The sequence below is a fragment of the Kitasatospora sp. NPDC098652 genome, assembly GCF_044760155.1.
GTDB lineage: Bacteria > Actinomycetota > Actinomycetes > Streptomycetales > Streptomycetaceae > Kitasatospora.
This window is the reverse complement of sequence record NZ_JBIWAQ010000016.1, coordinates 165,551-191,753: the sequence shown is the minus strand read 5'-3', so window position 1 is coordinate 191,753 and position 26,203 is coordinate 165,551. Positions and strand designations below refer to the sequence as shown.

Below are 26,203 nucleotides of genomic sequence, written 5' to 3'. Positions count from 1 at the left end.
GTCACAAACCGCGCAGTAGTCCATCTTCGATGGCACGAACAGCTATCAGTCCAACTTCGCTGACATCCGGTCCACCTTCGCCGTCACAGGTCAGTCGCAGCCGTGTCGGTATCCGTTGACGAGTGACAGTCACCGATATATCGTCGAACTATCGAGACAGTGACTCGACTGTCTCGGTGGAACCGAATGAACCATCGAGGAGGTGGGCGCCATGCGCTCAGGAATGCGATTTCGTGTGGAGGGCCCGCGCGGCGGCGGACGCCGCCGCGGTCCGGGTCCGGAGTTCCGGGGGATGCCCGGAGAAGGCCCCGGCGGCTTCGAGGGGCGGGCGGCCTTCGGCGGCTTCGGCCCGCCGTTCGGCGGTGGTGGCCCCGGCCGGCCGATGGGTGGCCCGTTCGGGCACGGCTTCGGCGGCCACGGCGGCCGGCGCGGCGGCCCGCACGGGCGGCGCGGCGGCCGGGCCCGGCGCGGCGACGTCCGGGCCTCGCTGCTGGCGCTGCTCAAGGAGCGGCCGATGCACGGCTACGAGATGATCGCCGAGATCACCGAACGGACCAACGGGGCCTGGCGGCCCAGCCCCGGCTCGATCTACCCGAACCTCCAACTGCTGGAGGAGGAGGGCCTGATCACGGCGGAGGAGGTCGGCGGCAAGCGGCTGGTCTCGCTCACCGAGCGGGGGCGCGCCGAGGCCGAGGCCGGTCCGGCGGAGCCGTGGGCCGAGGCCGGCCGGGAGGTCGACTGGGAGGCCGTCCAGGAGGTCGGCCAGGCGCTGGCCGCGGTCGAGCAGGCGGTCCAGCAGGTCATGCGCACCGGCACCGAGGCGCAGCGCGCCAAGGGCCTGGCGGTGCTGACCGAGGCCCGCAAGAAGCTGTACCTGGTCCTCGCCGAGGATGACTGACGGGTGCGGGGGGCCGGTCCCGGCGCAGGCCGGTGGCCCGGGCGGTGCCGCTGCTCAGGGGCGGACCAGGAACAGGCCCACACAGGCGAGCAGCAGCACCGCCCAGGCGAACCAGAGCCAGCCGTCGGGCCCGATCGTGACGCTGTAGAGGCAGACCACCAGCAGCAGGGCACCGGTCACCCAGGCGACCTGCCGGTTGTGGTGGGCGGCCGCCCGTGCGCGGCTCCCGCCGTGCCGTACGGAGTGCCGAACCGTCCTGGCCATGCCGACCTCCCGGGGAGGGCGAAGGTGGGGGACGGGCGGCCGGTCAGTCCGCGGGCCCGGTGGGCCCGGTCGCCTCCGTGGGCCCGGTCGCCTCCGTGGGCCCGGTCGGCTCCGTGGGCCCGGTCGGCTCCGTGGGCCCGGTGGGCCCGGCGCCGGTGGAGGCCGCCTCGTCGTACTCGTAGCGCCAGAACCAGCTGAGCCCCCGCACCTGCTTGCTCCGGACGTACACCAGTGTGCGCGCGGGGGAGTCGCCCTGCGCGGGGACCGGGACCTTGTACTTCTTGGGCACGCCCAGCATCGGCCCCAGCGGGATCGGCAGGACCGTCCCGTCCAGGGGCCCGCCGACGAATTCGGTGTCCGCGCTCTTCACCCCTCCAGGGTCTCACCTCCACGCGGCGGCCACGCCGGGAGCACCCGGGGGCGGAGGCGCGGTGAGGGTCGGGTGCCCGGAGTGTGGCCCGCGTGGCCGGGGTGTGACCGGAGAGGCACCGCCCCCGGTCATCCGGAGGCCCCGCGCACCCCTATCCTTTCCTGTACGCCCCCGGGGTCCACCCCGGGCCAGCGGGCCCCGTACGGGCCGGGCGAGGCGCGAGTCAGCGTGCCCTCCGGCCGTCACCGGCGCGGACAGCGTGCTGCCGCGACAGGCGTACCGAGACCCGGGCGTCGGCCGTCCGGTGACCCCGGCCGCGGTCGGCGGGGCGCGGACAGCAGGGCCGAGCACCGCCCCGGGAAGCAGCGGGGAGCGCCGCGCGTTGCGTCCGAGTGGTACGTCGAACGCTGTGTCGCACCAGGCACGGCAGTTGCGCGGAAGGGGCACGATGGAAGCCGGCAGCAGGTGGACGACCTGGTGGCAGAAGCGTGACCGTGAGCGGGCCCGCCCGGGAGGCGCGGACCCGGCCGCCAGACTGGAACAGCTGCTCGGCGCGGTGCGCGCCGGATTCCCCCTCGCACCCGCCGCCCACCCGGCCGGCTACCGGTGTTCCTGCGACCGGGTGGCCTGTCCGGCCCCGGCCCGGCACCCGGTCTCCTTCGCCTGGCAGACCCAGGCCACCACCGACCCGGAGCAGCTCTCCCGCTGGCTCTCCCGCGACCCCCGGGCCAACTTCGTCACCGCCACCGGCCGGGTGCACGACGTCCTGGACGTCCCCGCCGAGGCCGGCCGGCTCGCCCTGGAGCGGCTGACCGCGCTGGGCGTCGAGGGCCCGGTCGCCGCCCTCGGCGAGGACCGCTACCTCTTCTTCACCGCCACCCGCGGCACCCCCCAGGACGAGGACGAGTGGTGGGACAGCGCCCTCGACTCCACCCCGGACACCGTGTCCGAGCACCCCGGCCTGCGCTGGCACTGCCGCGGCTCGTACACCCTGCTCCCGCCCGCCGCGCTGCCGGACGGCTCCGAGGTGCGGTGGCTGCGCGGGCCCGAGCTGCCGCTGCCGGACCCGCTGCGCGTCCTGGACGTGCTCACCGACGCCTGCACCGAGGTGGGCGCCGTCGCCGAGGAGCAGTGGCTGATCGGCTAGGCGCCCGTAGCGCCCGGCCTGATCCACAGGCCGGGCCCCCTCGGGCGCCCGAGGGCGCCCGGCGGTGGTCACGGCAGGGTGAGGATCTCCGCGCCGTCCGCCGTGACCACCAGGGTGTGCTCGAACTGGGCGGTGCGCTTGCGGTCCTTGGTGACGACCGTCCAGCCGTCCGGCCAGATCTCGTAGTCGTAGGTGCCCAGGGTGAGCATCGGCTCGATGGTGAACGTCATACCGGGCTTGATGACCTCGGTGGCCCGCTCGCTGTCGTAGTGGGGGACGATCAGGCCGGAGTGGAACGACGTGTTGATGCCGTGTCCGGTGAAGTCCCGCACCACGCCGTAGTCGAAGCGCTTGGCGTAGGACTCGATGACCCGTCCGATGACGTTGATCTGACGGCCCGGCTTGACCGCCTTGATCGCCCGGTTCAGCGACTCCCGGGTGCGCTCGACCAGCAGCCGGGACTCCTCGTCCACGTCGCCGACCAGGTAGGTGGCGTTGAGGTCGCCGTGCACGCCGTGGATGTAGGCGGTGGCGTCGATGTTGACGATGTCGCCGTCCTGCAGCACGGTCGAGTCCGGGATGCCGTGGCAGATCACCTCGTTGATGGAGGTGCACACGGACTTGGGGAAGCCGCGGTAGCCGAGGTCGGACGGGTAGGCGCCGTGGTCGCACATGTACTCGTGGGCGACGGCGTCCAGCGCGTCGGTGGTGACGCCGGGGGCGATCAGCTTCGCCGCCTCCTCCATCGCCCGGGCCGCGATCCCGCCCGCGATCCGCATCTTCTCGATCGTCTCGGCGGTCTGCACCTCGGGCCCGGTGTACGGCGTCGGGGCGGGCTTCCCGACGTACTCGGGGCGCGCGATGTGCGCCGGGACCTTGCGGGTGGGGGACTGGATGCCGGGTACGAGAGCCATGCAGGCGAGTCTAGTCGCGGGAACCGCCGCCACCCGGCGGTTCCCGCGCGGTGTGCACGGGGGCCCCGCCCGGGGAATGATCGGTACCGACCCCCAACGTCTGGACGGGAGAACGCCATGCCCCTCGGATTCAACCGCAAGCCGACCGGCCGACCCGGCGAGTGGTTCTACTGCATCAAGCACGCCAAGGTCGAGGAGGGTCCGGAGTGCCCGGCCAAGGACCGCCTGGGCCCCTACGCCAGCCGCGAGGAGGCCGCCCACGCCCTGGACATCGCGAACGAACGCAACCGCGAGTGGCAGAACGACCCGCGCTGGAACGACCGCCCCAAGGACGACGGGGCGCAGTAGCCCGGCCGCCCCGGGGCGGTCAGGCCGGGGCGGGGGTCTCGCGGGCGTTGCGTTCGTGTTCGGCGCGGACGGCGGCGGTGTGCGGGTCGGTGCGGTCGTCGTAGGCGAGCAGGCGGGGGAGGGCGGCGGCGAGGGCGAGGACGGCGGCGACGCAGGCCAGGCCCCCGGTCCAGACGGCGGCGCGGACGCCGATCAGGCCGGCCATGGTGCCGGCCCGGACCTGGCCGAGCTGGGGCCCGACGGAGTAGCTGAGCAGCTCGACGCCGGCCATCCGGCCGCGCACCTCGTCCGGGATGGACTGGTTCCACATGGTGGAGCGGGCGATCCCGCTGATCTCGTCCGCGCCACCGGCCAGGGCCAGCCCGAGCAGCACCACCCAGACGCTGCCGGACAATCCGGCCAGCGTCATGGCCGCGCCCCAGCCGACCGCGGCGGCCACCAGCAGCCGTCCGTGCCGGTGGACCCGGGACGTCCAGCCGCTGGTCGCGCCGACCAGCAGGCCGCCGACGGCGGCGGCGGCGTACATCGGGCCGAGCGCCCAGTCCGCGCCCAAGTCCGAGGCCAGGAACGGGAAGACGGCCACCGGGAAGGCGAACAGCATGGCGCACAGGTCGATCGCGTAGGTGCCGAGCAGGTCCTTGCGGCTCCACGCGTACCGCACGCCGGTGAGCACCGCCCGGATCGACGGGCGCTCGGCGCCGGTGGCCGGCGGCACCGCCCTGATCCGGACGAGCAGCAGCAGCGAGACCGCGAAGGTCAGCACGTCCAGCGCGTACGCGGTCTGCACCCCGGACACCGCCACCACGACCCCGGCCAGCGCCGGACCGGCCACCGAAGCGACGTTGTGGTACAGGGACTTGAGGGCGAAGGCGGCCGACAGGTGCTGGTGCGCGACGACCCTCGGCAGCAGCGAGTCCAGCGCCGGGCGCTGGAGCCCGTCACAGGCCGCGACCAGGGCGGCGACCAGGTAGATCGGCCAGAGCACCGGGTGCGGCAGCAGGGCGTTGAGCAGCAGCAGCCCGGCGAGCAGCCCGAGCCCGGCCTCGGAGCGCAGCACCAGTCGGCGGCGGTCCAGGGCATCGGCGAGGGCGCCGCCCCAGAGGCCGAAGACGATCAGCGGAACGAGTTCGACGGCGCCGATCAGGCCCACCGCGAAGGAGGAGTCGGTGAGTTCCTTGATCTGCATCGGGACGGCGACGTACGTCAGGAAGCTGCCGAAGCTGGTGATGCAGCCGCTCGTCCACAGGTAGCGGAAGTCCCGCGAGGCGCGCCAGGGGGACAGGTCGGGCGCCAGCGAGCGCAGCAGGGCGCGCGCCCGACCGGTGGGCGGTGGTTCGTCGGCGTTCACGAACGACCATCCTGGGACGGCCGGTTCCCGGACCGCAACGGATTTGTCACCAGCGGGTGAACGCGGGCGGTGAGGTGAGCCGGCCGGCGAGGTCGGCCAGCCGGTCCAGGGCGGAGCGGCGGCGGACCGGCTGCCCGGCGGCGGCACTGACCAGGTGCTGCGCCAGGTCGAAGGGCTCCTCGGCGGCGGTGCCGACGGCGAGCCGCTCGTGCGCGAGACCCGCGAGGTCCGCGAGGTCCGCGAGACCCGCGAGATCGGCAGAATCGGCGAGACCGGTGAGGCCGGCAGGGGCGGTGGGGTCGGCGCCGTCCAGGGCCAGGACGGTCGCGCCGTGCCGGCGGGCGTCCTGTACCCGCTCCAGCAGCGGGGCACCGGCCGCGCCGGGGGCCACCACCAGCACGGTGGCGCCGCGCCCGGCCTCGGTGAGCCGCCGCAGGCCGTGCGCCAGGTGGGCCGGGGCGGCGGCGGGCGGTGCGTGCCGCAGCAGGGTGGGCGCCAGTCGGGGGACGGCCGACCAGGCGGCCTCGTCCTCCAGGTGGGCGGCCAGGTGCCAGGGCTCGTACGCCGCGGTGCCGACCAGCAGCAGCTCACCCGCCCCGCGCCGTTCCACCGAGCGCCGCAGCGCGCCGGCGAAGCCGCCGACCGCCTCCAACCAGCCGGTGCCCGTGAGTCGTTCACGAAGTGCCGAAACTCTCACCGCGTCCATGCGGGCCAGGATGTCGCGCCGGGCCGGCGATTTGGGAAGATCGGCCCATGACTTCCCTCGATTCAGCGACAAACCCGGCCCACGAGCTGCCGGACGTCTCGCAGTTGGTGGTCGGTGTCCTCGGTGGCACCGGCGACCAGGGGCGCGGCCTGGCCCTGCGGCTGGCCAAGGCCGGCCAGCAGGTGATCATCGGTTCCCGCGACGCGGCCCGGGCCGAGGCCTCGGCCGCCGAACTGGGCCTCGGCGTGCGCGGTGCCGACAACGCCACCGTCGCTCGGGAGAGCGACGTGGTGATCATCGCGGTCCCGTGGGACGGCCACGCCGCCACCCTGACCGCGCTGCGCGAGGAACTCGCCGGAAAGATCGTCGTCGACTGCGTCAACCCGCTCGGCTTCGACAAGCAGGGCGCCTACGCGCTCAAGCCGGAGGAGGGCAGCGCCGCCCAGCAGGCCGCCGCCCTGCTGCCGGACTCCCGGGTCACCGCCGCCTTCCACCACCTCTCGGCGGTGCTGCTCCAGGACGAGTCGGTGGAGCGGATCGACACCGACGTCATGGTGCTCGGCGACGAGCGGGCCGCCACCGACGTGGTGCAGGCCCTGGCGGGCCGGATCCCCGGCATGCGCGGCATCTTCGCGGGCCGGCTGCGCAACGCCCACCAGGTGGAGGCGCTGGTGGCCAACCTGATCTCGGTCAACCGCCGCTACAAGGCCCACGCGGGCCTGCGGATCACCGACGTGTAGAACGCGCCGGTCGCGTCGGCCTCACCCCTGGACCCGGTCCGGAGGTGAGGTCGGCGACAATGGGTGCGGCCGACCCCGGCCGTCCGCACCCGGTCCTAGGAGCTCCGCGCCATGCCTCGCACGTCCCTCTTCGCCCTGCTCGTCGTCGTCCTCGCGCTGGCGGCCGCCGTGGTCTCGATGGTCGAGGGCTTCTGGATCGGGCTGATCTGGCTCCCGCTGGCCGGTGTGGCCAGCAACGTGCTCTGGCTGAACCGGCGCAAGGCGAAGATCGCCGAGGCGGCGGCCGCCGAGCAGGGCTAGTTCTTCCGGAAGCCGCCGAGCAGGGCTAGTTCTTCCAGAAGCTGAACAGGTACCGGCCGAGCGTCGCGTAGTCCTGGTCCACGCCGAAGAGGTTCATCAGGCCGTGGACGATCCCGAAGAAGAACGAGTTCACCTCGGGCTGCCACAGCAGCGCGAACACCGCGAGCAACCCGTACGGCGCGAACGGCTCGACCGCGCGCCGGGTCTTGTACGAGAGCCACGGCTCGACGATCCCGTAGCCGTCCAGGCCGGGAACCGGCAGCAGGTTCAGCACCGCCGCGCTGAGCTGGAGGAAGCCCAGGAAGCCCAGGGCGCCGGAGAACGGCGAGTAGGGCAGTTCGAAGCCGTTCCAGACCGCGTGCACCGTCGGGTCGTCCAGCCAGCCCGCGCCGATCGGGATCAGCAGCACTGCCGCGATCACCAGGTTCACCAGCGGCCCGGCCGCCGAGATCAGGCTGTGCTTGAGCCGGCCCTGGATCCGGCTGCGCTCGATCCAGACCGAGCCGCCGGGCAGGCCGATGCCGCCGAGGATCATGAAGACGATCGGCAGCACGAAGCTGAGCAGCACGTTGGCGTACTTCAGCGGGTTGAGCGTGAGGTAGCCCTTGGCGCCGACGGTGATGTCGCCGCCGTGCAGGGCGGTGCGCGCGTGGGCGTACTCGTGCAGGCAGAGCGAGACCATCCAGCCCGAGATCACGAACAGGAACACCCCGAACGAGGCGTTGCCGTAGCCGGAGTACACCGCCCAGGCGGAGGTGCCCAGGGTGGCGAGGAGCACCCAGAACACCGGGCTGATCCGGCGGTCCTCGCTGCGGGAGCGCGGCGTGGCGGCGAAGGTCATCTGTGGGTGCTCCGTGAACAGGGGGAAGGGGGACTACCGGCTGGGACCGATCATGCCGGGCGGGCGGTGGCCGGACAAGCCGCCCAGGGTGAACGTCCGAGGGGAGGCGCCTGGTTCCGGTACGCCCCGGGCCCTGGGGTCGGGGCCTGGGGTCGGGGGAGGGCGGGCACAATTGTGCGGCCGCGCCGCCGTCCATCGACCAGAATGGTGCGGTGCACTACGGCATCCTCGGTACCACCACGGCCCACCACGACGACGGCACGCCGGTCCCCCTCGGTGGGGCCAGGCTGCGGGCGCTGCTCACCGCGCTGGCCCTGCGGCAGGGCCGGCCGGTCCCGGCCGACCTGCTGGTGGACGAGGTGTGGGACGCCGAACCACCGCAGGACTCCTCCGCGGCCCTGCAGACCCTGGTCGGCCGGCTGCGCCGCACCATCGGCCGGGAGCGGGTCGGCTCCGGGCCGGCCGGGTACTGGCTGGCCGACCCGGCCACCGACCTCGCCGACTTCCAGCGGCTGAGCACCGAGGGCCGGCACGCCCTCGACGCCGGTGACAGCGCGCTGGCCGCCGAGCGGCTGCGCGCCGCCCTGGCGCTGTGGCGCGGTCCAGCCCTGGCCGACCTGCCGGACCGCGCCGCCGCGGCCGCCCGGCTGGAGGCCCAGCGGGACGAGGCCCGCCGGCACCGGATAACCGCGGACCTCGGCCTCGGCCGGGCCTCCGAGCTGGTCGCCGAACTGGCCGAGCTGTGCGAACGGCAGCCGCTGGACGAGCCCCTGCAACTGCTGATGCTGCGGGCGCTGCACGGGAGCGGCCGCACCGCCGAGGCGCTGCGCCACTACGAGCGCACCAGGCGCGCCCTGGCGGACGAGCTGGGCGTCGATCCCGGCCGTCAACTCCAGGACTGCTACGCCGAGTTGCTCAGCTCGGCCGAGCCGGCCCCGGCTGCGCCCGCACCCGCACCCCCGGCTGCACCCCCACCCGCACCCCCGGCGCGACCGCAGGAACCGCAGGAACCGCAGGAACCGCAGGGCCCGTCGGGCGGACAGCCGCAGCCCCCCGCTCCGACACCCCAACTCCCGCGCGCCGCCGGCAACCTGCGCGGCCGACTGACCAGCTTCGTCGGCCGCGAGGGCGATCTCACCGCCCTGCGCGCCCTGGTGACGACGCATCGGCTGGTGACCCTGACCGGCCCGGGCGGCTCCGGCAAGACCCGGCTGTCGGTCGAGGCCGGTCGCGCCGAGCAGTCCACCGGGCACTGGCCGGACGGCGTCTGGCTGGCCGAACTCGCCCCGCTGGAGAGCCCGGAGGCCGTCCCGGCCGCCGTGGTCTCCGCACTCGGCCTGCGCGAGATCGTGCTGCACAGCGCCGGCATGGTCGCCGAGGTGATCGAGAAGCGCGCCGAGGATCCCATGCGCCGACTGGTCGAGCACTGCGGGCCCCGCCGGATGCTGCTCGTCCTGGACAACTGCGAGCACCTGATCCAGGCCGCCGCCGACCTGGTCGACACCCTGCTCGCCGAGTGCCCCGGGCTGACCGTGCTCGCCACCAGCCGGGAGCCGCTCGGCGTGCCCGGCGAGACGGCCCTGCCGGTCGAGCCGCTGCCGGACCCGGTGGCGCTGCGGCTGCTCACCGAGCGGGCCGCCGCCGCCCGCCCCGGCTTCGATCCGCAGAGCGACCCGGAGGCCTGCGCCGAGATCTGCCGCCGCCTGGACGGCCTGCCGCTGGCCATCGAACTCGCCGCCGCCCGGCTGCGGGTGATGACGGCCCGGCAGATCGCCGACCGCCTGGACGGCCGCTTCGCCCTGCTCACCGCCGGCAGCCGCACCCTGCTGCCGCGCCAGCAGACCCTGCGCGCGGTGGTCGACTGGAGCTGGGACCTGCTGGGCAAACGGGAACGGGCGGTGCTGCGCCGGCTCTCGGTGTTCGCGGGAGGCTGGCAGCTGGAGGACGCCGAGGCGGTCTGCGCCGACGGCACCGAGGTGGTCGGCCCGGAGGTCGCCGACCTGCTGCTCTCCCTGGTCGACAAGTCCCTGCTGGTGGCGGACCTGGCCGACGACGGCGTCCAGCCGCGCTACCGGATGCTGGAGACCATCCACGAGTACGCCACCGAGCGGCTCGCCGAGTCCACCGCCGAGCGCGACGCCACCGGCGCCCGCCACCTGGCGCACTTCCGCGCGCTGGTCGCCACCGCCGACCTGAACGTCCACGGCCCGCAGCAACTGCACTGGCTGAACGTGCTGGAGCGCGAGCAGGACAACATCCGGGCCGCGCTGCGCCGGGCGATCGACCTCGCGGACGAGGAGCAGGCGCTGGCCCTCGGCGTCGGCATGGGCTGGTACTGGTCGCTGCGCGGCTACAGCATGGAGGCCCGCGGCTGGTACACCGCGATCGCCGCGCTCGGCCCGGACCCGTTCGCCCCGGACGCCCCGCCGCCGGTGCCGCTGGAGCGCCACGTGCTCGAGTACGGCGTCCCGATGCCCCCGGGGGTGGTCGAGGAGGCCCGCCGACTGGCCGCGATGTTCCGGCTGATCGGGATGTTCGAGGGGAACCTCGACGTGCTCGGCGACAAGGACGCGGTCAGGATCGCGGAGCAGCTGCTGGACAGCTACACCCCGGAGCTGCCGCAGGGCTATCGCTTCCCGGCGCTGATGCGGGTGTTCGGCGCCTTCCTGGCCGGCCGCCTGGAGCTGATGAAGCAGCTGATGGACGACGCGGTCCGCGGCTGCGAGCTGCACGGCGACACGAGCGACCTGGCGTTCGCCCTGCAGGTCCGGGCCAGGATGCTGAACGACTGGCCGGAGGGCGAGGAGCAGAGCATCCAGGACGGCCTGCGCTCCCTGGAGCTGTTCGAGCAGGCGGGCGACCTCTGGGGGGTGTCCCAGGCGCTGTCGGCCCGCGGTGAGTCGCTGGCGAACCGCGGTGACGCCGTCGGCGCGGCCGCCGCGTACGAGCGGGCGATCGCGCTGGCCGAGGAGCTGGGCGCGCCGCACGAGGTGCCGATGCTGCAGGTGAACCTCGGCAGCGCCCTGCTGGAGCACGACCTGGAGCGCGGCGAGCGGCTGATCCGGGAGGCGCTGGCCGCCATCGAGGGCACGGGCCTCAACCAGTCCACCACCGGCGCCCTGCTGTTCGGCCACCTGACGCTCTGCGCCCTGCACGCCCATCGCGGCGAGTTCGAGGAGGCCGAGGCTGCGCTGTCGCACCTCGACGGGATCACGACGGGCGGGTTCGTTCCCGGCGTCGTCGGCGGGCTGCTGCGGTGCTCGCGGGGCTGGCTCACGGCCCGGGCCGGCGATCCGGAGGAGGGGTACGCCCAGCTGCGTGAGGGCCGTCGGCTGCTGCTCTCGGTGACGGCCGCGAGCGGTTTCGCCGAACAGATGACGATCATGGTGGTGCCGGCCGTGGTCGGGGTGCTGGCGGCCTTCGCGGAGCGGGACGGCGACCTGGAGCGGGCCCGGCAGGCAGCGGTGCTGATCGGTGCGCACAAGCAGCTGAACGGTCCGAAGGGCGGTTTCCTGGACCGGGAGGAGCGCGAGCGGACGGCGGTCGCGCTGCGGGGGCTGCTGGGCGAGACCGAGTTCGAGGCGGCGCACGCCTCCGGCAGCGGGATGACGCAGCAGCAGACCCAGGCGCTGCTGGAGGAGCTGATCGACTGAGCGGCCGGTCGGCCGGTGCCCGTCCCCTGGTCACCGGCCGACCGCCCGTTCGTACCGGGCGGCGTCCTGTCCACGGTCGCCGCCCGGCCCTCGTCCCCGGCTCGCTCAGGTCCGCTTGCGGAAGCGGGCCACCGCGAGCGGGGCGAAGATCGCGGTCGAGGCGGCGGACCAGATCAGCACGATCATCACCGGATGGGCCACCGCCCCCTCGCCGTTGAGCAGCGCGCGGGAGGCGTCGGCCAGCGCGGACAGCGGGTTGACCTTGGTGAAGGCCTGGAGCCAGCCCGGCATGGTGCTGGTCGGCGCGAAGATCGAGCTGCCGAACTGCATCGGCATCAGGACCAGCATGGAGACGCCCTGGACGGCCTGGGCGCTCTTCATCGACATGCCCAGCAGCATCGAGATCCAGACGATCGACATGCCGAACACCAGCGACAGGCCGACCGCGGCCAGCAGCTCCGGGACGCCGGTCTTGAGCTCGAAGCCGAGGATGAAGGCGAAGGTCAGCAGGATCAGGGAGGAGAGCAGGGCCCGCAGCGTCTCCGCCACGATCTTGGAGAGCAGGACGGCGGCCCGGCCGATCGGCAGGGTCCGGAAGCGGTCCATCACCCCGCTCTGGAAGTCGGTGTTCAGGCCGGTGCCGACGGCCAGCGCCAGCGTCATGCCGGTCTGTCCGAGCAGTCCCGGGATCATGAACTGCTTGTACTTGTCCTGGTCCCCGCCCATCATGGCGCCGCCGAAGACGTAGACGAACAGCACGGTGAAGACGATCGGCATCAGCACGGCGTCGAACATCGACTCCGGGTCGGCCTTGATCCGCATCAGGTTGCGGCGGGTCAGCGCGCCGATGTGGCGCAGGGTGGCGGACGGGCCGATCCGGGTCTCGTCGGCCGCCGTGTCCCGGACCGGGGCGGGGGTGAGGGTGGCGGTGGTCATGCGACGGGCTCCTTGACAGGGTCGGCGGCGGACGCGGTGGTGGCGTCGGCGCTGGGCTTGCCGGTGATGGCGAGGAAGACCTCGTCCAGGCTGGGCACCTTGGTGTCGATGCCGGCGATCGCGAAGCCGCGGCCGCCGAGCACCGCGATCACGGTGGTGAGCTGCTCCTCGCCGGTGAGCGGCACCGCGAGCAGGCCGTCGTCGGGGGAGAAGGTGGCGGAGGTGATGCCGTTCTCGTGCAGGCAGCGGGCCAGCTCCGGCAGTTCGGCCGGGTGGGCGGGGCGGACCTGGAGGATCTGGCCGCCGACCCTGGCCTTGAGCTCGGCGACGCCGCCGGCGGCGATCACCTTGCCCCGGTCGATGACGGTCAGCTCGTCGGCGAGCTGCTCGGCCTCCTCCATGTACTGGGTGGTCAGCAGCACGGTGCTGCCCTCGGAGACCATCCGCTGCACCTCGTCCCAGACCTCGTTGCGGGTGCGCGGGTCCAGGCCGGTGGTGGGCTCGTCCAGGTAGAGCACCCGGGGGCGGCCCATCATGCTGGCGGCCAGGTCGAGGCGGCGGCGCATGCCGCCGGAGTAGGTCTTGGCGATCCGCTTGGCGGCCTCGGTGAGCGAGAAGCGCTCCAGCAGCTCGGCGGCCCGGGCTTTGGCCTCCCGGCTGGAGAGGTCGAGCAGCCGGCCGATCAGGTAGAGGTTCTCGTAGCCGGAGAGCAGCTCGTCCACGGAGGCGTACTGGCCGGTCAGGCCGATGGTGCGGCGCAGCTGCTTGGGCTGGCGCAGGACGTCGTAGCCGCCGACGAACGCGGTGCCGGCGTCCGGCTTGATCAGCGTGGAGAGAACGCGCACCAGGGTGGTCTTGCCGGCGCCGTTGGGGCCGAGCAGGGCGAGGACGGTGCCTTCGCGGACGGTGAGGTCGACGCCGTCGAGGGCCTTGGTGGTGCCGAAGTGCTTGACGATGCCGTGGACCTCGACGGCGTTCCCGGCTGTTCCCCGCGTGTTCGGGGCGGTCGCGATTCCTGTCATGCCCCCAGGTTGTCCGGCCCGGCTGTCAGCCCCCTGTCGCCCGCCCGGCCCGGCTGTCAGCCCGCTGTCACGGCCCCCACCGGCATGACAGCGCCCCTGCTCCGAGTGGCTCGGAGCAGGGGCGGGGGAGCCGTCAGTGGAAGCTGTGCTCCTCGGCCGGGAAGGCCCCGGTGCGGACGTCCTCCGCGTAGGCGCGGGCGGCCTCGCCGAGGACGCCGCGCAGGTCGGCGTACTTCTTGACGAACTTGGGCACCCGGCCCGCCGTCATGCCGGCCATGTCGGTCCAGACCAGCACCTGGGCGTCGGTCTCCGGGCCGCCGCCGATGCCGACGGTCGGGATCGCCAGCTGCTCGGTGACCTGGGCGGCCAGCTCGGCCGGGACGGCCTCCAGCACCACGGAGAAGGCGCCGGCCTGCTGGACGGCCTTGGCGTCGCGGAGCAGCTGGTGGGCCGCCTCGTCGCCGCGGCCCTGGACGGGGTAGCCGCCGAAGGCGTGCACCGACTGCGGGGTGAGGCCGATGTGGGCCATCACCGGGACGCCGGCCTCGACCAGCAGCTCGATGGAGCGGGCGCTGCGCTCGCCGCCCTCCAGCTTGACCGCGCCGACCCCGGCCTCCTTCATCAGCCGGGCCGCGTTGTGCATGGCCTGCGCGGGCGACTCCTGGTACGAGCCGAACGGCAGGTCGGCGACGATCATGGCGCGCTGGGTGCCGCGGACGACGGCGGCCGAGAGCATCACCATCTGATCCATGGTCACCGGCACGGTGGTCTCGTAGCCGAGGTGGCAGTTGCCGGCCGAGTCGCCGACGAGCAGGACGGGGATCCCGGCCTCGTCGAACACGCCCGCGGTGAGGGCGTCGTAGGCGGTGAGCATCGCCCACTTCTCCCCGCGCTGCTTGGCGGCGGCGAGGTCGCGGACGGTCACGCGGCGGTTGGTGACCCCGCCGTAGAGGGTGGCGGTCGACGCCTGGTTCTGGGCAGGCGAAGGCGAAGAAGCGTTCATCGAACGGGCTCCTGAAGGGTTGTCGTCTCGTGGCGCCGTACGGCGTCCCCGGATCACCTCCATGCTTGCACGCCCCGGCGTGTGCGCAAAGAGGGGTGCGGTCGGCGGGGTGCGATCCACGCCACACGGGCGCCCGCACCCCTCGGGCTTTGCCTCCATTTTACGAAACGGACTCGTCTCGTATCGTATTGGCCGCTACTCTGGTCCAGGGGGTTACGAGACGCAAGCGACTCGCAAATGCCCGCCAGTGCCACGCCATCACGGACGGGAAGACCAATGACCACCGCAGCCGCGCCACCCCGCGTACCGGAAGCCATCCACCGCCGGCGCTGGGCGATCCTGGGCACCCTGGTGCTCGCCCTGCTCGTCGTCGTGCTCGACAACTCGATCCTCAACGTCGCGATGAAGACCATCGCGACCCCCGCCCCGGTCGGACTGGGTGCCACCCAGAGCGACCTGGAATGGGCGATCAACTCGTACACCCTGGTGTTCGCCGGGCTGCTCTTCACCTCGGGCCTGCTCGGCGACCGCTTCGGCCGCAAGCGCGCCCTGCTGGGCGGGATGGTGGTCTTCGGGATCGCCTCGCTGCTGTCCTCGATGGCCGCCTCGCCCGGTGAGCTGATCGGCTACCGCGCCCTGATGGGCGTCGGCGGCGCGCTCGCGATGCCCGCCACGCTGGCGATCATCATGAACGTCTTCGAGCGCGACGAGCAGCCCAAGGCGATCGGCATCTGGGCCGGCGCGGTCGGCCTGGCCATCGCCATCGGCCCGATCACCGGCGGCCTGCTCATCGAGCACTTCTGGTGGGGTTCGGTCTTCCTGGTCAACGTGCCGATCGTGATCGTCGCGCTGGTCGCGATGGCCGTCCTCGTCCCCGAGTCCAAGGACCCGAACCCGGGCCGGATGGACCCGGTCGGCGTACTGCTGTCGATCATCGGCCTGGTCGCGCTGATCTACGGCATCATCAAGGGCGGCGAGCTGGCCGACTTCACCGCGTTCGCGGCCTGGGGCCCGACCCTTCTGGGCGTGCTCGCGCTGGTCGCCTTCGTCTGGTTCGAGCGCCGCACGCCGTTCCCCGCGCTGGACGTCACCTGGTTCCGCAACAAGGTGTTCAGCGCCTCGGTGGTGGTCGTCGCGGTGATCTTCTTCGCGCTGATGGGCGTCTCCTTCTTCGGCGTCTTCTACACCCAGAGCGTGCGCGGCTACAGCGCCCTCCAAGCCGGTGTGCTGATGCTCCCGCTGGCCGCCGCCCAGCTGCTGTTCGCCCCCCGGGCCCGGCTGGTGGTCGACCGCTTCGGGGTCGCCGCCACCGCCGCGGGCGGCATGGTGCTGGTCGCGCTCGGCTTCGTCGGCTACACCGTGCTGACCGCGACGACCCCGATCTGGGTGCTGGTCGTGCTCGGCCTGGTGATGGGCGCCGGGATGGCCCACGTCATGCCGCCGGTCACCGTCGCGATCATGGGCTCGCTGCCCCGCGAGAAGGCCGGCGCCGGCTCCGCCGTCAACAACACCTTCCGCCAGGTCGGCGGCTCGCTCGGGGTCGCCGTGCTCGGCGCGGTGCTCTCCACCGTCTACCGCGACGGGATGACCGGGCCGCTGCACCAGCTGCCCCAGGCCGTGCAGGAGAAGGCCGGGGCCAACCTGGACCGGGCCGCCGAGTCGCTGGAGTCCACCCGGGCCTTCGTCGACCACGTCCCCGGGGGCCTGGCCGACGGGCTGATCGGCCCGGCGAACGACTCCTTCATCCACGCCATGCACGTGGTGGCCTCGCTCTCGGTCGGCATCTCGCTGGTCGGTGCGCTGGTCGCCTGGTTCCTGCTCCCGCGCCGCACCGCCGCCCCCGCGGGTGTTCCCGGCGGCCCGGACGGGCAGGTTCCCGGGCAGCCGGACCAGCCCCGGGCGGCCGCGGCCGCCTGACCGGCGGACGGCTGAGCGACAATGGCCCTGCCGGTCGGTGCCCCCGACCGGCAGGGCCGGGTCCTGGGCGGGGCCCCGGCCCGGACCGACGGACCCACCGCGGCGCCCGTGCGCCCGGAACCAGTGAGGGAGAGGCAGCGGGGATGAGGACGGACACGCCGAGCGCCGACACCGGGCAGCCCTGCGCGGTGGTCCGCCGCGGCCGGCCCCGCAGCGAGGCCGCCGAGCAGGCCATCTTCACCGCCGTCGAGGACCTGATGGCCGACGGCAAGGCGCTGTCCGAACTCACCATCGAGGGCATCGCCACCGCCGCCGGCGTCGGCAAGGCGACCATCTACCGGCGCTGGCCCAACAAGGAGGCCCTGCTGGTCGACCTGGTCAGCCGGCTGGAGGAGCCGCTCCCGGCCCCCACCGGCGGCGGCGCCCGCGAGGACCTGATCGCGATGGTCGACTACATCCGCCGGCGGGGCCTGGCCAAGCGCACCCGCTGGGTGCTCAAGGCGACGCTCGGCCAGATGCAGACCCTGCCGGAGCTGCACAACGCCTACCGGGAGCGGGTGATCAAGCCGCGCCGCGAGGTCGGGATCCTCGCGATCCGGCGGGCCGTCGCCGAGGGCCTGATCCGCGACGACCTCGACGTGGAACTGCTCGGCGACCTGCTGATGGGGCCGATCCTCTACCGCAGCATCCTCTCGGACGACACCGACCTGGAGGACCCGGACCTCGCCCGCCAGCTGGTCGACTCGGTGCTCGACGGCATCGGGCGCCGCTGAGGCCCGCTCCTTCGTGCCCAACGTGGCCTGGCTCACCAAAGCGGGCCACGCCGGAACCCGCTCCCGGGGCCGCGCGTCTGTCCCGGCATAGGCTGAGCCGGGTATCCGATCGAACCGGCACCAGTCCGGCACCGCGCCCGTACCCCCACGGACCGGACAACGGACGGCGACGGCACGAGCGACGGGAGCCACGGCATGGCGCAGGCGGACAGCACCGAACGGACCACGGCCAGTGGCGGCGCGGGCATGGACGCGGGCGCGGACGCCGGCCGTACCGGCGGCCTTCTCGGCCTGCGGCACTGGGGCCGGGACGCCCGCGGCGCCGGCACCTGGCGGCGCGGACTGCTGATCGCCCTGCTGGCCCTGCTCACCGCCGTGCTGCTGGGCTTCCACGCCCAGGTGCCGAACAGCGTCGGCAACCTCGGCAGCCTGCTGGAGACCTTCCTGCCCTGGGTGGGGCTGGCGGTCCCGGTGCTGCTGGTGCCCGCGCTGCTGCGCCGCTCCGCCACCGCCCTGATCGCCCTGCTGGTGCCCGCCGTGCTGTGGGTCAACCTGTTCGGCGGGCTGCTCTCCGACAAGAGCGGCGGCAAGGGCGACTGGACGGTGGTCAGCCACAACGTCGCCGCGGGCAACACCGACGTGCCGGGCACCGTCCGCGGCCTGGTGGCCTCGAACGCCCAGATCGTCGCCCTCCAGGAGCTGGCCGGCAACCAGCTGCGGGAGTACGAGACCGGGCTCGCCGCGGCCTACCCGTACCACGCGGTGGAGGGGACGGTCGGGCTCTGGTCGAAGTACCCGATCGGCGAGGTCGCCCCGGTGGACCTGCGGATCGGCTGGACCAGGGCGTTCCGGGCCCAGGTCACCACCCCGCAGGGCCCGCTCGCGGTGTACGTCGCCCACCTGCCGTCCGTCCGGCTCAAGGCCGAGGGCGGGTTCACCGTCCACCAGCGGGACGTCAGCGCCCAGGCGCTCGGCGACGCCGTGCAGGCCGAGCCGGTGAAGAAGGTCCTGCTGCTCGGCGACCTCAACGGCACCATGAACGACCGCAGCCTGGCGCCGGTCACCTCGCAGATGCGCTCGGCCCAGGGCGCGGCCGGGGACGGCTTCGGGTTCAGCTGGCCCGCGGCGTTCCCGATGGCGCGGATCGACCAGATCATGAGCAAGGGCGGGCTCCGGCCGGTGGACTCCCGCACCCTGCCCCGGGACGGCAGCGACCACCTCGCGGTGGCCGCCGCCTTCACCTACAGCTGAGGCGTGCCTTGGCCCCCGGGTACGGTCAGCCGCGCCGCCAGCGGTTGGTGATCGGCAGCCGGCGGTCCCGGCCGAAGTTCTTCACCGAGATCTTCGGGCCCGGCGGGTACTGGCGCCGCTTGTACTCGGCGGTGTCGACCAGCCGGACCACCCGGTCCACCACGGCCGGGTCGAAGCCCGCCGCGACGATCGCGTCCCGGCCCTCGTCGCGCTCGATGTAGCGGTCCAGCACGCTGTCCAGCAGGTCGTAGTCGGGCAGCGAGTCGGTGTCCACCTGGTCCGGCCGCAGCTCGGCGGACGGCGGCTTGCCGATGGTGTTCTCCGGGATCGGCGGCACCTCGCCGCGCCGTACGGCCTCCTCGTTGCGCCAGCGGGCGAGGCGGAAGACCAGCGACTTGTAGACGTCCTTGATCGGGCCGTAGGCACCCACCGAGTCGCCGTACAGGGTGGAGTAGCCGACCGCCAGCTCGCTCTTGTTGCCGGGCGCGAGCACGATGTGCCCCTCCTGGTTGGAGATCGCCATCAGCAGGGTGCCGCGCAGCCGGGACTGGAGGTTCTCCTCGGCCAGGCCGGTCAGCTCGGTGGCGGCCAGGTAGGCGTCGAACATCGGGGCGATGGAGACGGTCCGGAAGTGCAGCCCGGTGCGGCGGGCCAGTTCGGCCGCGTCGTCCCGGGAGTGCTGGGAGGAGTAGCGGCTGGGCATCGAGACGCAGTGCACGTGGTCGGGGCCGAGCGCGTCCACCGCGATCGCGGCCACCAGGGCCGAGTCGATGCCGCCGGAGAGGCCGATCAGCACCGAGCGGAAGCCGTTCTTGACCACGTACGCCCGGGTGCCGGAGACCAGGGCGGCCCAGATCTCGGCCTCGTCGGACAGCCGGGGCGCGATCTCGGCGGCGGGCCGGCCGGCGGGCACCGGGGCCGGCTCGTCGCTCAGCTCGGTGCGGACCAGGTGCAGCCCGTCGCTCAGCAGCAGGCCGTCGGTGTGGTCGCTGCCGGCGGCCGGCAGGTCGAGGTCCAGCAGCACCAGGTGCTCCTCGAACTGCGGTGCGCGGGCCAGGACTTCGCCGTCCGCGCCGACCACGATCGAGTCGCCGTCGAAGACCAGCTCGTCCTGGCCGCCGACCATGTTGACGTACGCCAGGGTGCAGCCCGCCTCGGCCGCGCGGCGCTGCACCAGCTCCAGCCGCTGGTCGTCCTTGTTCCGCTCGTACGGCGAGCCGTTGATGACCAGCAGCAGGCCGGCCCCGGCCTCGCGGGCGGCGGTGACCCGGCCGCCGTCCTGCCAGATGTCCTCGCAGATCGCCAGCGCGACGTCCACCCCGTGCAGCCGCAGCACCGGCAGCTGTTCGCCGGGGACGAACCAGCGGTACTCGTCGAAGACGCCGTAGTTGGGCAGGTGGTGCTTGGCGAAGCGGGTGACCACCTCGCCCCGGTGCAGCACCGCGGCGCAGTTCTGCGGCGACCCGGCGGGGCGGCCGAAGCGCGGCGAGGCGTGGTCGGAGCGCCCGAGGTAGCCGACCACCACCGGCACCTCGCCCAGCCCGTCGTCGGCCAGCCGCCCGGCCAGCTCCACCAGGGCGCCGCGCGAGGCCTCGACGAAGGAGCCGCGCAGCGCGAGGTCCTCGACCGGGTAGCCGGTCAGGGCCATCTCGGGGAAGGCGACCAGCTGGGCGCCGGCCTCCACGGCCTGCTTGGTCCAGCGCACCACCTCATCGCTGTTGCGGGCGAGGTCACCGACCCAGGGGTCGATCTGGCTCAGGGCGAGACGGAGATTGGGCATGCTCCGAAGTCTAATCGTCTAACTGACGCAATGTCCCGTGCGGATGGTCGGAACCGGGGTCGGCCCTGCCGTGCCGCGCGGGGATCGGCCATGATGGGGGCAATCGCTCGATGAGGTCTTTCGGGGGCCTCCCGGGCGTAACACGAGCGTAAAGAGCAGAGGTGAGACTGTCCCCATGGGCAAGCAGCAGCAGTTCGTGCTTCGGACGCTCGAGGAGCGTGACATCCGGTTCGTCCGGCTGTGGTTCACCGATGTGCTCGGGTTCCTCAAGTCGGTCGCGGTGGCACCGGCCGAGTTGGAGCAGGCCTTCGAGGAGGGCATCGGTTTCGACGGCTCGGCGATCGAGGGATTCGCCCGGGTGTACGAATCCGACATGATCGCCAAGCCGGATCCGACCACCTTCCAGATCCTGCCGTGGCGCTCGGAGACCCCGGGCACCGCGCGGATGTTCTGCGACATCCTGATGCCGGACGGCTCGCCCTCCTACGCCGACCCCAGGTTCGTGCTCAAGCGCACCCTGGAGAAGGCCTCCGACCAGGGCTTCACCTTCTACACCCACCCCGAGATCGAGTTCTTCCTGCTGAAGAACCTGCCCGGCGACGGCACCGCGCCGATCCCGGCCGACCAGTCCGGCTACTTCGACCACACCCCGCGCGGGGTCGGCCACGACTTCCGCCGACAGGCCATCACCATGCTGGAGTCGATGGGCATCTCGGTCGAGTTCTCGCACCACGAGGGCGCCCCCGGCCAGCAGGAGATCGACCTGCGCTACGCCGACGCGCTGTCCACCGCCGACAACATCATGACCTTCCGCCTGGTCATGAAGGAGGTCGCGCTGGAACAGGGCGTGCACGCGAGCTTCATGCCCAAGCCGTTCTCCGAGCACCCCGGCAGCGGCATGCACACCCACGTCTCGCTGTTCGAGGGCGACCGCAACGCCTTCCACGAGTCCGGCGCCGAGTACCAGCTCTCCAAGGTCGGCCGGTCGTTCATCGCCGGCCTGCTGCGGCACGCCGCCGAGACGGCCGCCGTCACCAACCAGTGGGTGAACTCCTACAAGCGGATCTGGGGCGGCTCCCAGCGCACCGCCGGCGCCGGCGGCGAGGCCCCCTCGTACATCTGCTGGGGCCACAACAACCGCTCGGCGCTGATCCGGGTGCCGATGTACAAGCCGGGCAAGCAGGGCTCCACCCGGATCGAGGTCCGCTCCCTGGACACCGGCTGCAACCCGTACCTCGCCTACGCCGTCACCCTCGCGGCCGGCCTCAAGGGCATCGAGGAGGGCTACGAGCTCCCGCCCGGCGCCGACGACGACGTGTGGGCGCTGACCGACTCCGAGCGCCGCGCCCTCGGCATCCAGCCGATGCCGCAGAACCTCGGCGAGGCCATCGACCTGATGCAGCGCAGCGAGCTGGTCGCCGAGACCCTGGGCGAGCACGTCTTCGACTTCTTCCTGCGCAACAAGCGCCAGGAATGGGAGGAGTACCGCTCCGAGGTGACCCCGTTCGAGTTGCGGAAGAACCTCCAGGTGCTGTGAGCAGATGCTGTGAGCAGGTGCTCTGAGCAGGTGCTCTGAGCGGCGGGTTCGAACCCCTCCGGCCCCTCCGGCCCCGCCGTCGCCCGCCCGGGCGGCGGCGGGGCCGTCGTCACGGGGGCGGTCCACCCGACGGCCACGCCCGGCGCGGGGCCGCCGGGGCGCGTAACCTGCCTGCGGGGGCGGACGGGATGGAGGGGCCGATGGCGGTGGAGGAACAGCGGGCCGGGAGCCGGGTCAGCCGGCCCGAGATCAGGCTGGTCCGGCGCGGGTTCACCGATCCCGCGAGGGCGGTGCGGCTGCTGGAGGGCCCCGGGCTGGAGGGCCTGGCCGACGACCCGGTGCTGCTGGACGCGCTCGGCGCCACCGCCGACCCCGACCTCGCGCTGCTCGGCCTGGCCCGGCTGCTGGAGGCCGCCGACGAGGCCGAACGGCACACCCTGCGGGACACCCTCACCACCTCCAAGCCGCTGCGCGACCGGCTGCTCGGGGTGCTCGGCGTCTCCACCGCGCTCGCCGACCACCTGGCCCGGCACCCGCACGACTGGCACGCGCTGGTCACCTTCGAACTGCGCGACATGCACCCCGGCCCGGCGGACTTCCGCCGCGCCCTCGCCGAGGGCGTCCGGGGCGCCGGCGGCAGCCCGGAGAACGCCCTGCGGATCGCCTACCGGCGCTGCCTGCTGGCCATCGCCGCCCGCGACCTCACCGGCACCACCGACCTCGCCCAGACCGCCGCCGAACTCGCCGACCTGGCCGGCGCCACCCTCCAGACCGCCCTGGACCTCGCCGCCGAGCAGGACCCGGAGGCCGCCGCGGCCTGCCGGCTCGCGGTGATCGGGATGGGCAAGTGCGGCGGCCGCGAACTCAACTACGTCTCCGACGTGGACGTCATCTTCGTCGCCGAGCCGCGCGAGGGCGTGGACGAGCACACGGCCGTCAAGGCCGCCACCCGGCTGGCCGCCGCACTCACCCGGCTCTGCTCGGACACCACCGGCGAGGGCACCATCTGGCCGGTGGACGCCAACCTGCGCCCGGAGGGCCGCAACGGCCCGCTGGTGCGCACCCTGGCCAGCCACCTCGCCTACTACCAGCGGTGGGCCAAGACCTGGGAGTTCCAGGCCCTGCTCAAGGCCCGCCCGGTCGCCGGGGACGCCGAACTCGGCGCCGCGTACGTCGAGGCGCTCGCCCCGATGGTCTGGCAGGCCGCCGCCCGGGAGAACTTCGTCACCGACGTGCAGCAGATGCGCCGCCGGGTGATCGACTCCATCCCGGCCACCGAACTGGACCGCCAGCTCAAGCTCGGCCCGGGCGGACTGCGCGACGTCGAGTTCTCCGTCCAGCTGCTCCAGCTGGTGCACGGCCGCACCGACCCGGCGCTGCGCAGCGGCAACACCCTGGAGGCGCTGGCCGCGCTCTCCCGCGGCGGGTACGTCGGCCGGGCGGACGCCGCCTCGCTGGACACCGCCTACCGCTTCCTGCGCTCGCTGGAGCACCGCATCCAGCTGCACCGGCTGCGCCGCACCCACCTGATGCCCACCGCCGAGGAGGACCAGCGCCGGCTCGCCCGCTCGCTCGCCGCGCTGATCAACGACGACACCCGCTCCGACCCGGTGGCCGCGCTGCAACGCGAGTGGAAGCGGCACGCGGTGGAGGTACGGCGGCTGCACGAGAAGCTGTTCTACCGGCCGTTGCTCGACGCCGTCGCCGAACTGCCGCCCGGCGCGGCCGGGTTGACCCCGGACGCGGCCCGGGCCCGGCTGGAGGCGCTCGGCTACGCCGACCCGGCCGCCGCGTTGCGGCACCTCAGCGCGCTCGCCTCCGGGGTCAGCCGCAAGGCCGCGATCCAGCGCACCCTGCTGCCGGTGCTGCTCGGCTGGTTCGCCGAGTCGGCCGACCCGGACGCCGGACTGCTCAACTTCCGCCAGGTCTCCGACGCGCTCGGCCGCACCCCCTGGTACCTGCGGCTGCTGCGGGACGAGAGCGCCGCCGCCGAGCAGCTCGCCCGGGTGCTGTCGGCCGGCCGGCTCGCCCCCGACCTGCTGCTGCGCGCCCCCGAGGCGGTGGCCATGCTGGGCGACCCGCAGGGCCTGGTGCCGCGCGGCCGGGCGGCGCTCCAGTCCGAGATCCTGGCCGCCGGCGGCCGGGCCGGGTCCGCCGCCGCCGCCGTGGCCGCCGCCCGCTCGGTGCGCCGCCGGGAGCTGTTCCGGACGGCCGCCGCGGACGTGCTCGGCCGGCTCGGCGACGACCCGGCCGAGGCGCTGGACGTCGCGGGGGAGGCGCTGACCGCGCTCAACGCCGCCACCCTCCAGGGCGCGCTGAGCGCCTGCGTGGCCGGCTGGGAGGCCGAAAACGGGGACCTGCCGACCCGGATCGCGGTGATCGCGATGGGCCGCTTCGGCGGGCACGAGCTGGGCTACGGCTCGGACGCGGACGTGCTCTTCGTCCACGAGCCGCTGCTCGGCTCGCTGGAGCAGGACGCGGCCAGGGCCGCCCAGGCGGTCTGCAACGAGCTGCGCACCCTGCTGGCCGCACCGTCCACCGAGCCGCCGCTGCTGGTCGACGCCGACCTGCGGCCGGAGGGGCGCAGCGGCCCGCTGGTGCGCACCCTGGCCTCGTACGCGGCGTACTACCGGCGCTGGTCGCACGCCTGGGAGAGTCAGGCGCTGCTGCGGGCCGAGCCGGTGGCCGGGGACGAGGAGCTGGGCGCGCGGTTCCGGCAGCTGATCGACCCGCTGCGCTACCCGGGCACCGGGGTGCCGGAGCGGGACCTGATGGAGATCCGGCGGATCAAGGCGCGGATCGAGGCCGAGCGGCTGCCGCGCGGTGCCGACCCGACCACCCACACCAAGATCGGCCGGGGTGGGCTGGCGGACGTGGAGTGGACGGTGCAGCTGCTCCAGCTCCAGCACGGGCACGAGGTGCCGGGCCTGCGCACCACCCGGACCAGGGCCGCCCTGGCGGCGGCGGTCGGGGCCGCTCTGGTGGAGCCGGCCGACGCGGAGGTGCTGGAGGCGGCGTGGGTGCTGGCCTCCCGGGTGCGCTCCGCGGTGATGCTCGTGCGCGGGCGGCCGGGGGACAGCTTCCCCGGGGAGGCCCGGGAGCTGGCCGGGGTGGCCCGCTACCTCGGGTACGGCGCCGGGCACAGCGGGGAGCTGGTGGACGACTACCGGCGCACCACCCGGCGGGCCCGCGCGGTGGTGGACCGGTTGTTCTACGGGTCGGCCTGACCGGTACGCGCGGAAGGGCCCGGCCGGGTACGCGAAGGGGGCCCCTGCCGCAGCAGGAGCCCCCTCCTCGTCGGTCGTTCCTCGTCAGTCGTTCCGCGGCCGTCGGCTAGCGCCGTGCGCTGCTGACCGCCGGCTCGCTCCACTGCTCCGGCACGGTGACCGGCTCCTCCGCCTGCTCCCGGGCGGGCACCTGCGGCAGCCGGTAGACCCACTCGTGGTAGAGCCAGCGGGCGGCCAGGAAGCCGACCGCCAGGCAGATCTCGCCGCCGACGGCGTCCATCCAGAAGTGGTTGGCGGTCGAGATGATGACCACCAGGGTGGCCGCCGGGTACATCAGTCCGAGCACCCGGACCCAGGTCCGGCGGGCCAGGAAGAAGATCGTCAGACCGCACCACATCGACCAGCCGATGTGCATCGAGGGCATCGCCGCGTACAGGTTGGAGACGTGCGCGGCGGGCCCGGAGGCGAACGAGCCCCAGGTGTGGTGGGACTGCACGGTGTCGATGAAGCCGCCGTCGGTCATCAGCCGCGGCGGGGCCAGCGGGAAGAAGTAGAAGCCGACCAGGGCGATCCCGGTGGTGACGAACAGCACCGTGCGGGCGGCGACGTAGCGGCCCGGGTGGCTGCGGTAGAGCCAGACCAGCACACCGATGGTGATGATGAAGTGCAGGGTCGCGTAGTAGTAGTTCATCCCGGTGATGAGCCACCCGACGCCGTCCACGGCGTGGTTGATCGAGCGCTCGACCGCGATGCCGAGGTCCTTCTCGAGGTCCCAGATCCAGCGCGCGTGCTTCTGGGCTATCGCTTCCTGCTCCGGGACGGCGTTGCGCACCAGCGAGTAGAGCCAGTAGCTGATCCCGATCAGGGCGAGCTCGAACCAGATCCGCGGTCGGGCCGGCGAGCGCCGCTGGTCCCGGATGCGGCCGCGCAGGGCGGCGGTGCGGGACTGGGCGGCACGGGTGGCTCCCTCGGGCAGTCGGGCCGGGGTGGCCTCGGTCGCCTCGGAACCACCACCGTGGGCCGTGTCGGCGCGCCGGGTGTCGCCTCGCTGGATCTCGGTCGGTTCCCCCATGGACGAGAAGTCTGCCAGACCGCTCGTAGCCGTCTGCTCATCCTCTGGAAGTGGATTCTTCACCGGATGTCCCCCTCCAGGGGTAGGGGGCGGATCCCACCGGGGTAGGGGGTGCGGTCGGGTCTGGTGCTTACCGGTGGGACGGACATACGTCCC

Annotated in this window: 22 protein-coding genes; 11 read left to right on the top strand and 11 right to left on the bottom strand. The window is 73.4% G+C overall.

From position 1 onward, the window contains the following. Positions 1–292: 292 nt before the first annotated feature. On the top strand, positions 293–898 hold the full coding sequence (locus ACIQWA_RS29385; protein ID WP_360228136.1) for a PadR family transcriptional regulator: 606 nt from the start codon (positions 293–295) through the stop codon (positions 896–898). Between the two features lie 54 nt (positions 899–952). On the opposite strand, the gene ACIQWA_RS29380 is transcribed toward ACIQWA_RS29385, so the two are convergent. Then, a complete protein-coding gene (locus tag ACIQWA_RS29380) occupies positions 953–1,162 on the bottom strand; it encodes a hypothetical protein (protein WP_360228133.1) in 210 nt (69 codons plus the stop codon). A 43-nt stretch (positions 1,163–1,205) separates the two neighbouring features. After that, a complete protein-coding gene (locus ACIQWA_RS29375; RefSeq protein WP_402487592.1) occupies positions 1,206–1,532 on the bottom strand; it encodes a hypothetical protein in 327 nt (108 codons plus the stop codon). Between the two features lie 448 nt (positions 1,533–1,980). On the opposite strand from ACIQWA_RS29375, the gene ACIQWA_RS29370 reads away from it, so the two are divergent. Then, positions 1,981–2,679 carry a bifunctional DNA primase/polymerase gene (locus ACIQWA_RS29370; RefSeq protein ID WP_402487590.1) on the top strand — a complete coding sequence of 233 codons (699 nt, stop codon included), beginning with the start codon at positions 1,981–1,983 and terminating at the stop codon, positions 2,677–2,679. A 68-nt stretch (positions 2,680–2,747) separates the two neighbouring features. Here the strand turns inward: ACIQWA_RS29370 and map are convergent, their stop codons facing one another. Further along, complete coding sequence (gene map / locus ACIQWA_RS29365; RefSeq protein WP_402487588.1) at positions 2,748–3,593, bottom strand: type I methionyl aminopeptidase; 846 nt, start codon at positions 3,591–3,593, stop codon at positions 2,748–2,750. A 117-nt stretch (positions 3,594–3,710) separates the two neighbouring features. On the opposite strand from map, the gene ACIQWA_RS29360 reads away from it, so the two are divergent. Next, on the top strand, positions 3,711–3,941 hold the full coding sequence (locus ACIQWA_RS29360) for a hypothetical protein (RefSeq protein WP_402487586.1): 231 nt from the start codon (positions 3,711–3,713) through the stop codon (positions 3,939–3,941). A 19-nt stretch (positions 3,942–3,960) separates the two neighbouring features. Here the strand turns inward: ACIQWA_RS29360 and ACIQWA_RS29355 are convergent, their stop codons facing one another. Together ACIQWA_RS29355 and ACIQWA_RS29350 are read right to left on the bottom strand one after the other, a co-directional pair. After that, complete coding sequence (locus ACIQWA_RS29355; protein ID WP_402487585.1) at positions 3,961–5,289, bottom strand: MFS transporter; 1,329 nt, start codon at positions 5,287–5,289, stop codon at positions 3,961–3,963. A gap of 46 nt (positions 5,290–5,335) precedes the next feature. Further along, positions 5,336–5,995 (bottom strand): hypothetical protein, encoded by a 660-nt coding sequence (locus ACIQWA_RS29350; RefSeq protein ID WP_402487583.1) that lies wholly within the window; start codon positions 5,993–5,995, stop codon positions 5,336–5,338. 47 nt (positions 5,996–6,042) lie between these two features. Between ACIQWA_RS29350 and npdG the strand changes: the two genes are divergently transcribed. Both npdG and ACIQWA_RS29340 read left to right on the top strand, forming a co-directional pair. Beyond that, positions 6,043–6,735, top strand: coding sequence for an NADPH-dependent F420 reductase (gene npdG / locus ACIQWA_RS29345; RefSeq protein ID WP_402487582.1), 693 nt, complete (start codon positions 6,043–6,045; stop codon positions 6,733–6,735). Positions 6,736–6,846: 111 nt separating this feature from the next. Continuing rightward, positions 6,847–7,035 (top strand): hypothetical protein, encoded by a 189-nt coding sequence (locus ACIQWA_RS29340; protein WP_360228110.1) that lies wholly within the window; start codon positions 6,847–6,849, stop codon positions 7,033–7,035. Positions 7,036–7,060: 25 nt separating this feature from the next. Here the strand turns inward: ACIQWA_RS29340 and ACIQWA_RS29335 are convergent, their stop codons facing one another. Continuing rightward, positions 7,061–7,876: a site-2 protease family protein gene (locus tag ACIQWA_RS29335; protein WP_402487579.1), complete on the bottom strand. Its 816-nt coding sequence runs from the start codon at positions 7,874–7,876 to the stop codon at positions 7,061–7,063. A gap of 212 nt (positions 7,877–8,088) precedes the next feature. Between ACIQWA_RS29335 and ACIQWA_RS29330 the strand changes: the two genes are divergently transcribed. Further along, positions 8,089–11,529 (top strand): AfsR/SARP family transcriptional regulator, encoded by a 3,441-nt coding sequence (locus tag ACIQWA_RS29330; RefSeq protein WP_402487577.1) that lies wholly within the window; start codon positions 8,089–8,091, stop codon positions 11,527–11,529. Between the two features lie 105 nt (positions 11,530–11,634). On the opposite strand, the gene ACIQWA_RS29325 is transcribed toward ACIQWA_RS29330, so the two are convergent. The 3 genes from ACIQWA_RS29325 to panB form a co-directional block, all read right to left on the bottom strand. After that, positions 11,635–12,465 (bottom strand): ABC transporter permease, encoded by an 831-nt coding sequence (locus ACIQWA_RS29325; protein ID WP_360228102.1) that lies wholly within the window; start codon positions 12,463–12,465, stop codon positions 11,635–11,637. Beyond that, positions 12,462–13,487 (bottom strand): ATP-binding cassette domain-containing protein, encoded by a 1,026-nt coding sequence (locus tag ACIQWA_RS29320; protein ID WP_360228099.1) that lies wholly within the window; start codon positions 13,485–13,487, stop codon positions 12,462–12,464. The genes ACIQWA_RS29325 and ACIQWA_RS29320 overlap by 4 nt, the downstream gene beginning before the upstream one ends. A gap of 133 nt (positions 13,488–13,620) precedes the next feature. Then, positions 13,621–14,490, bottom strand: a complete 870-nt coding sequence (panB, locus tag ACIQWA_RS29315; protein ID WP_402487576.1) for a 3-methyl-2-oxobutanoate hydroxymethyltransferase — start codon at positions 14,488–14,490, stop codon at positions 13,621–13,623. A 276-nt stretch (positions 14,491–14,766) separates the two neighbouring features. On the opposite strand from panB, the gene ACIQWA_RS29310 reads away from it, so the two are divergent. The 3 genes from ACIQWA_RS29310 to ACIQWA_RS29300 all read left to right on the top strand — a co-directional run bounded on the left by ACIQWA_RS29310 (position 14,767) and on the right by ACIQWA_RS29300 (position 18,431). Then, positions 14,767–16,407 carry an MFS transporter gene (locus tag ACIQWA_RS29310; protein ID WP_360228096.1) on the top strand — a complete coding sequence of 547 codons (1,641 nt, stop codon included), beginning with the start codon at positions 14,767–14,769 and terminating at the stop codon, positions 16,405–16,407. A 143-nt stretch (positions 16,408–16,550) separates the two neighbouring features. Next, on the top strand, positions 16,551–17,180 hold the full coding sequence (locus ACIQWA_RS29305) for a TetR/AcrR family transcriptional regulator (RefSeq protein WP_402487575.1): 630 nt from the start codon (positions 16,551–16,553) through the stop codon (positions 17,178–17,180). A gap of 246 nt (positions 17,181–17,426) precedes the next feature. After that, positions 17,427–18,431 carry an endonuclease/exonuclease/phosphatase family protein gene (locus ACIQWA_RS29300; protein WP_402487604.1) on the top strand — a complete coding sequence of 335 codons (1,005 nt, stop codon included), beginning with the start codon at positions 17,427–17,429 and terminating at the stop codon, positions 18,429–18,431. 25 nt (positions 18,432–18,456) lie between these two features. Here ACIQWA_RS29300 and ACIQWA_RS29295 read toward each other — a convergent pair whose 3' ends face one another. Then, positions 18,457–20,211 carry an NAD+ synthase gene (locus ACIQWA_RS29295; RefSeq protein WP_402487573.1) on the bottom strand — a complete coding sequence of 585 codons (1,755 nt, stop codon included), beginning with the start codon at positions 20,209–20,211 and terminating at the stop codon, positions 18,457–18,459. A gap of 175 nt (positions 20,212–20,386) precedes the next feature. On the opposite strand from ACIQWA_RS29295, the gene glnA reads away from it, so the two are divergent. Together glnA and ACIQWA_RS29285 are read left to right on the top strand one after the other, a co-directional pair. After that, positions 20,387–21,748: a type I glutamate--ammonia ligase gene (gene glnA / locus ACIQWA_RS29290; protein WP_360228084.1), complete on the top strand. Its 1,362-nt coding sequence runs from the start codon at positions 20,387–20,389 to the stop codon at positions 21,746–21,748. A gap of 200 nt (positions 21,749–21,948) precedes the next feature. Then, positions 21,949–24,975, top strand: coding sequence for a bifunctional [glutamine synthetase] adenylyltransferase/[glutamine synthetase]-adenylyl-L-tyrosine phosphorylase (locus ACIQWA_RS29285; protein ID WP_402487571.1), 3,027 nt, complete (start codon positions 21,949–21,951; stop codon positions 24,973–24,975). 106 nt (positions 24,976–25,081) lie between these two features. Here the strand turns inward: ACIQWA_RS29285 and ACIQWA_RS29280 are convergent, their stop codons facing one another. Beyond that, entirely contained in the window at positions 25,082–26,047 is a 966-nt protein-coding gene (locus ACIQWA_RS29280; RefSeq protein WP_402487570.1) for a phosphatase PAP2 family protein, read from the bottom strand. Between the last annotated feature and the right edge of the window lie 156 nt (positions 26,048–26,203).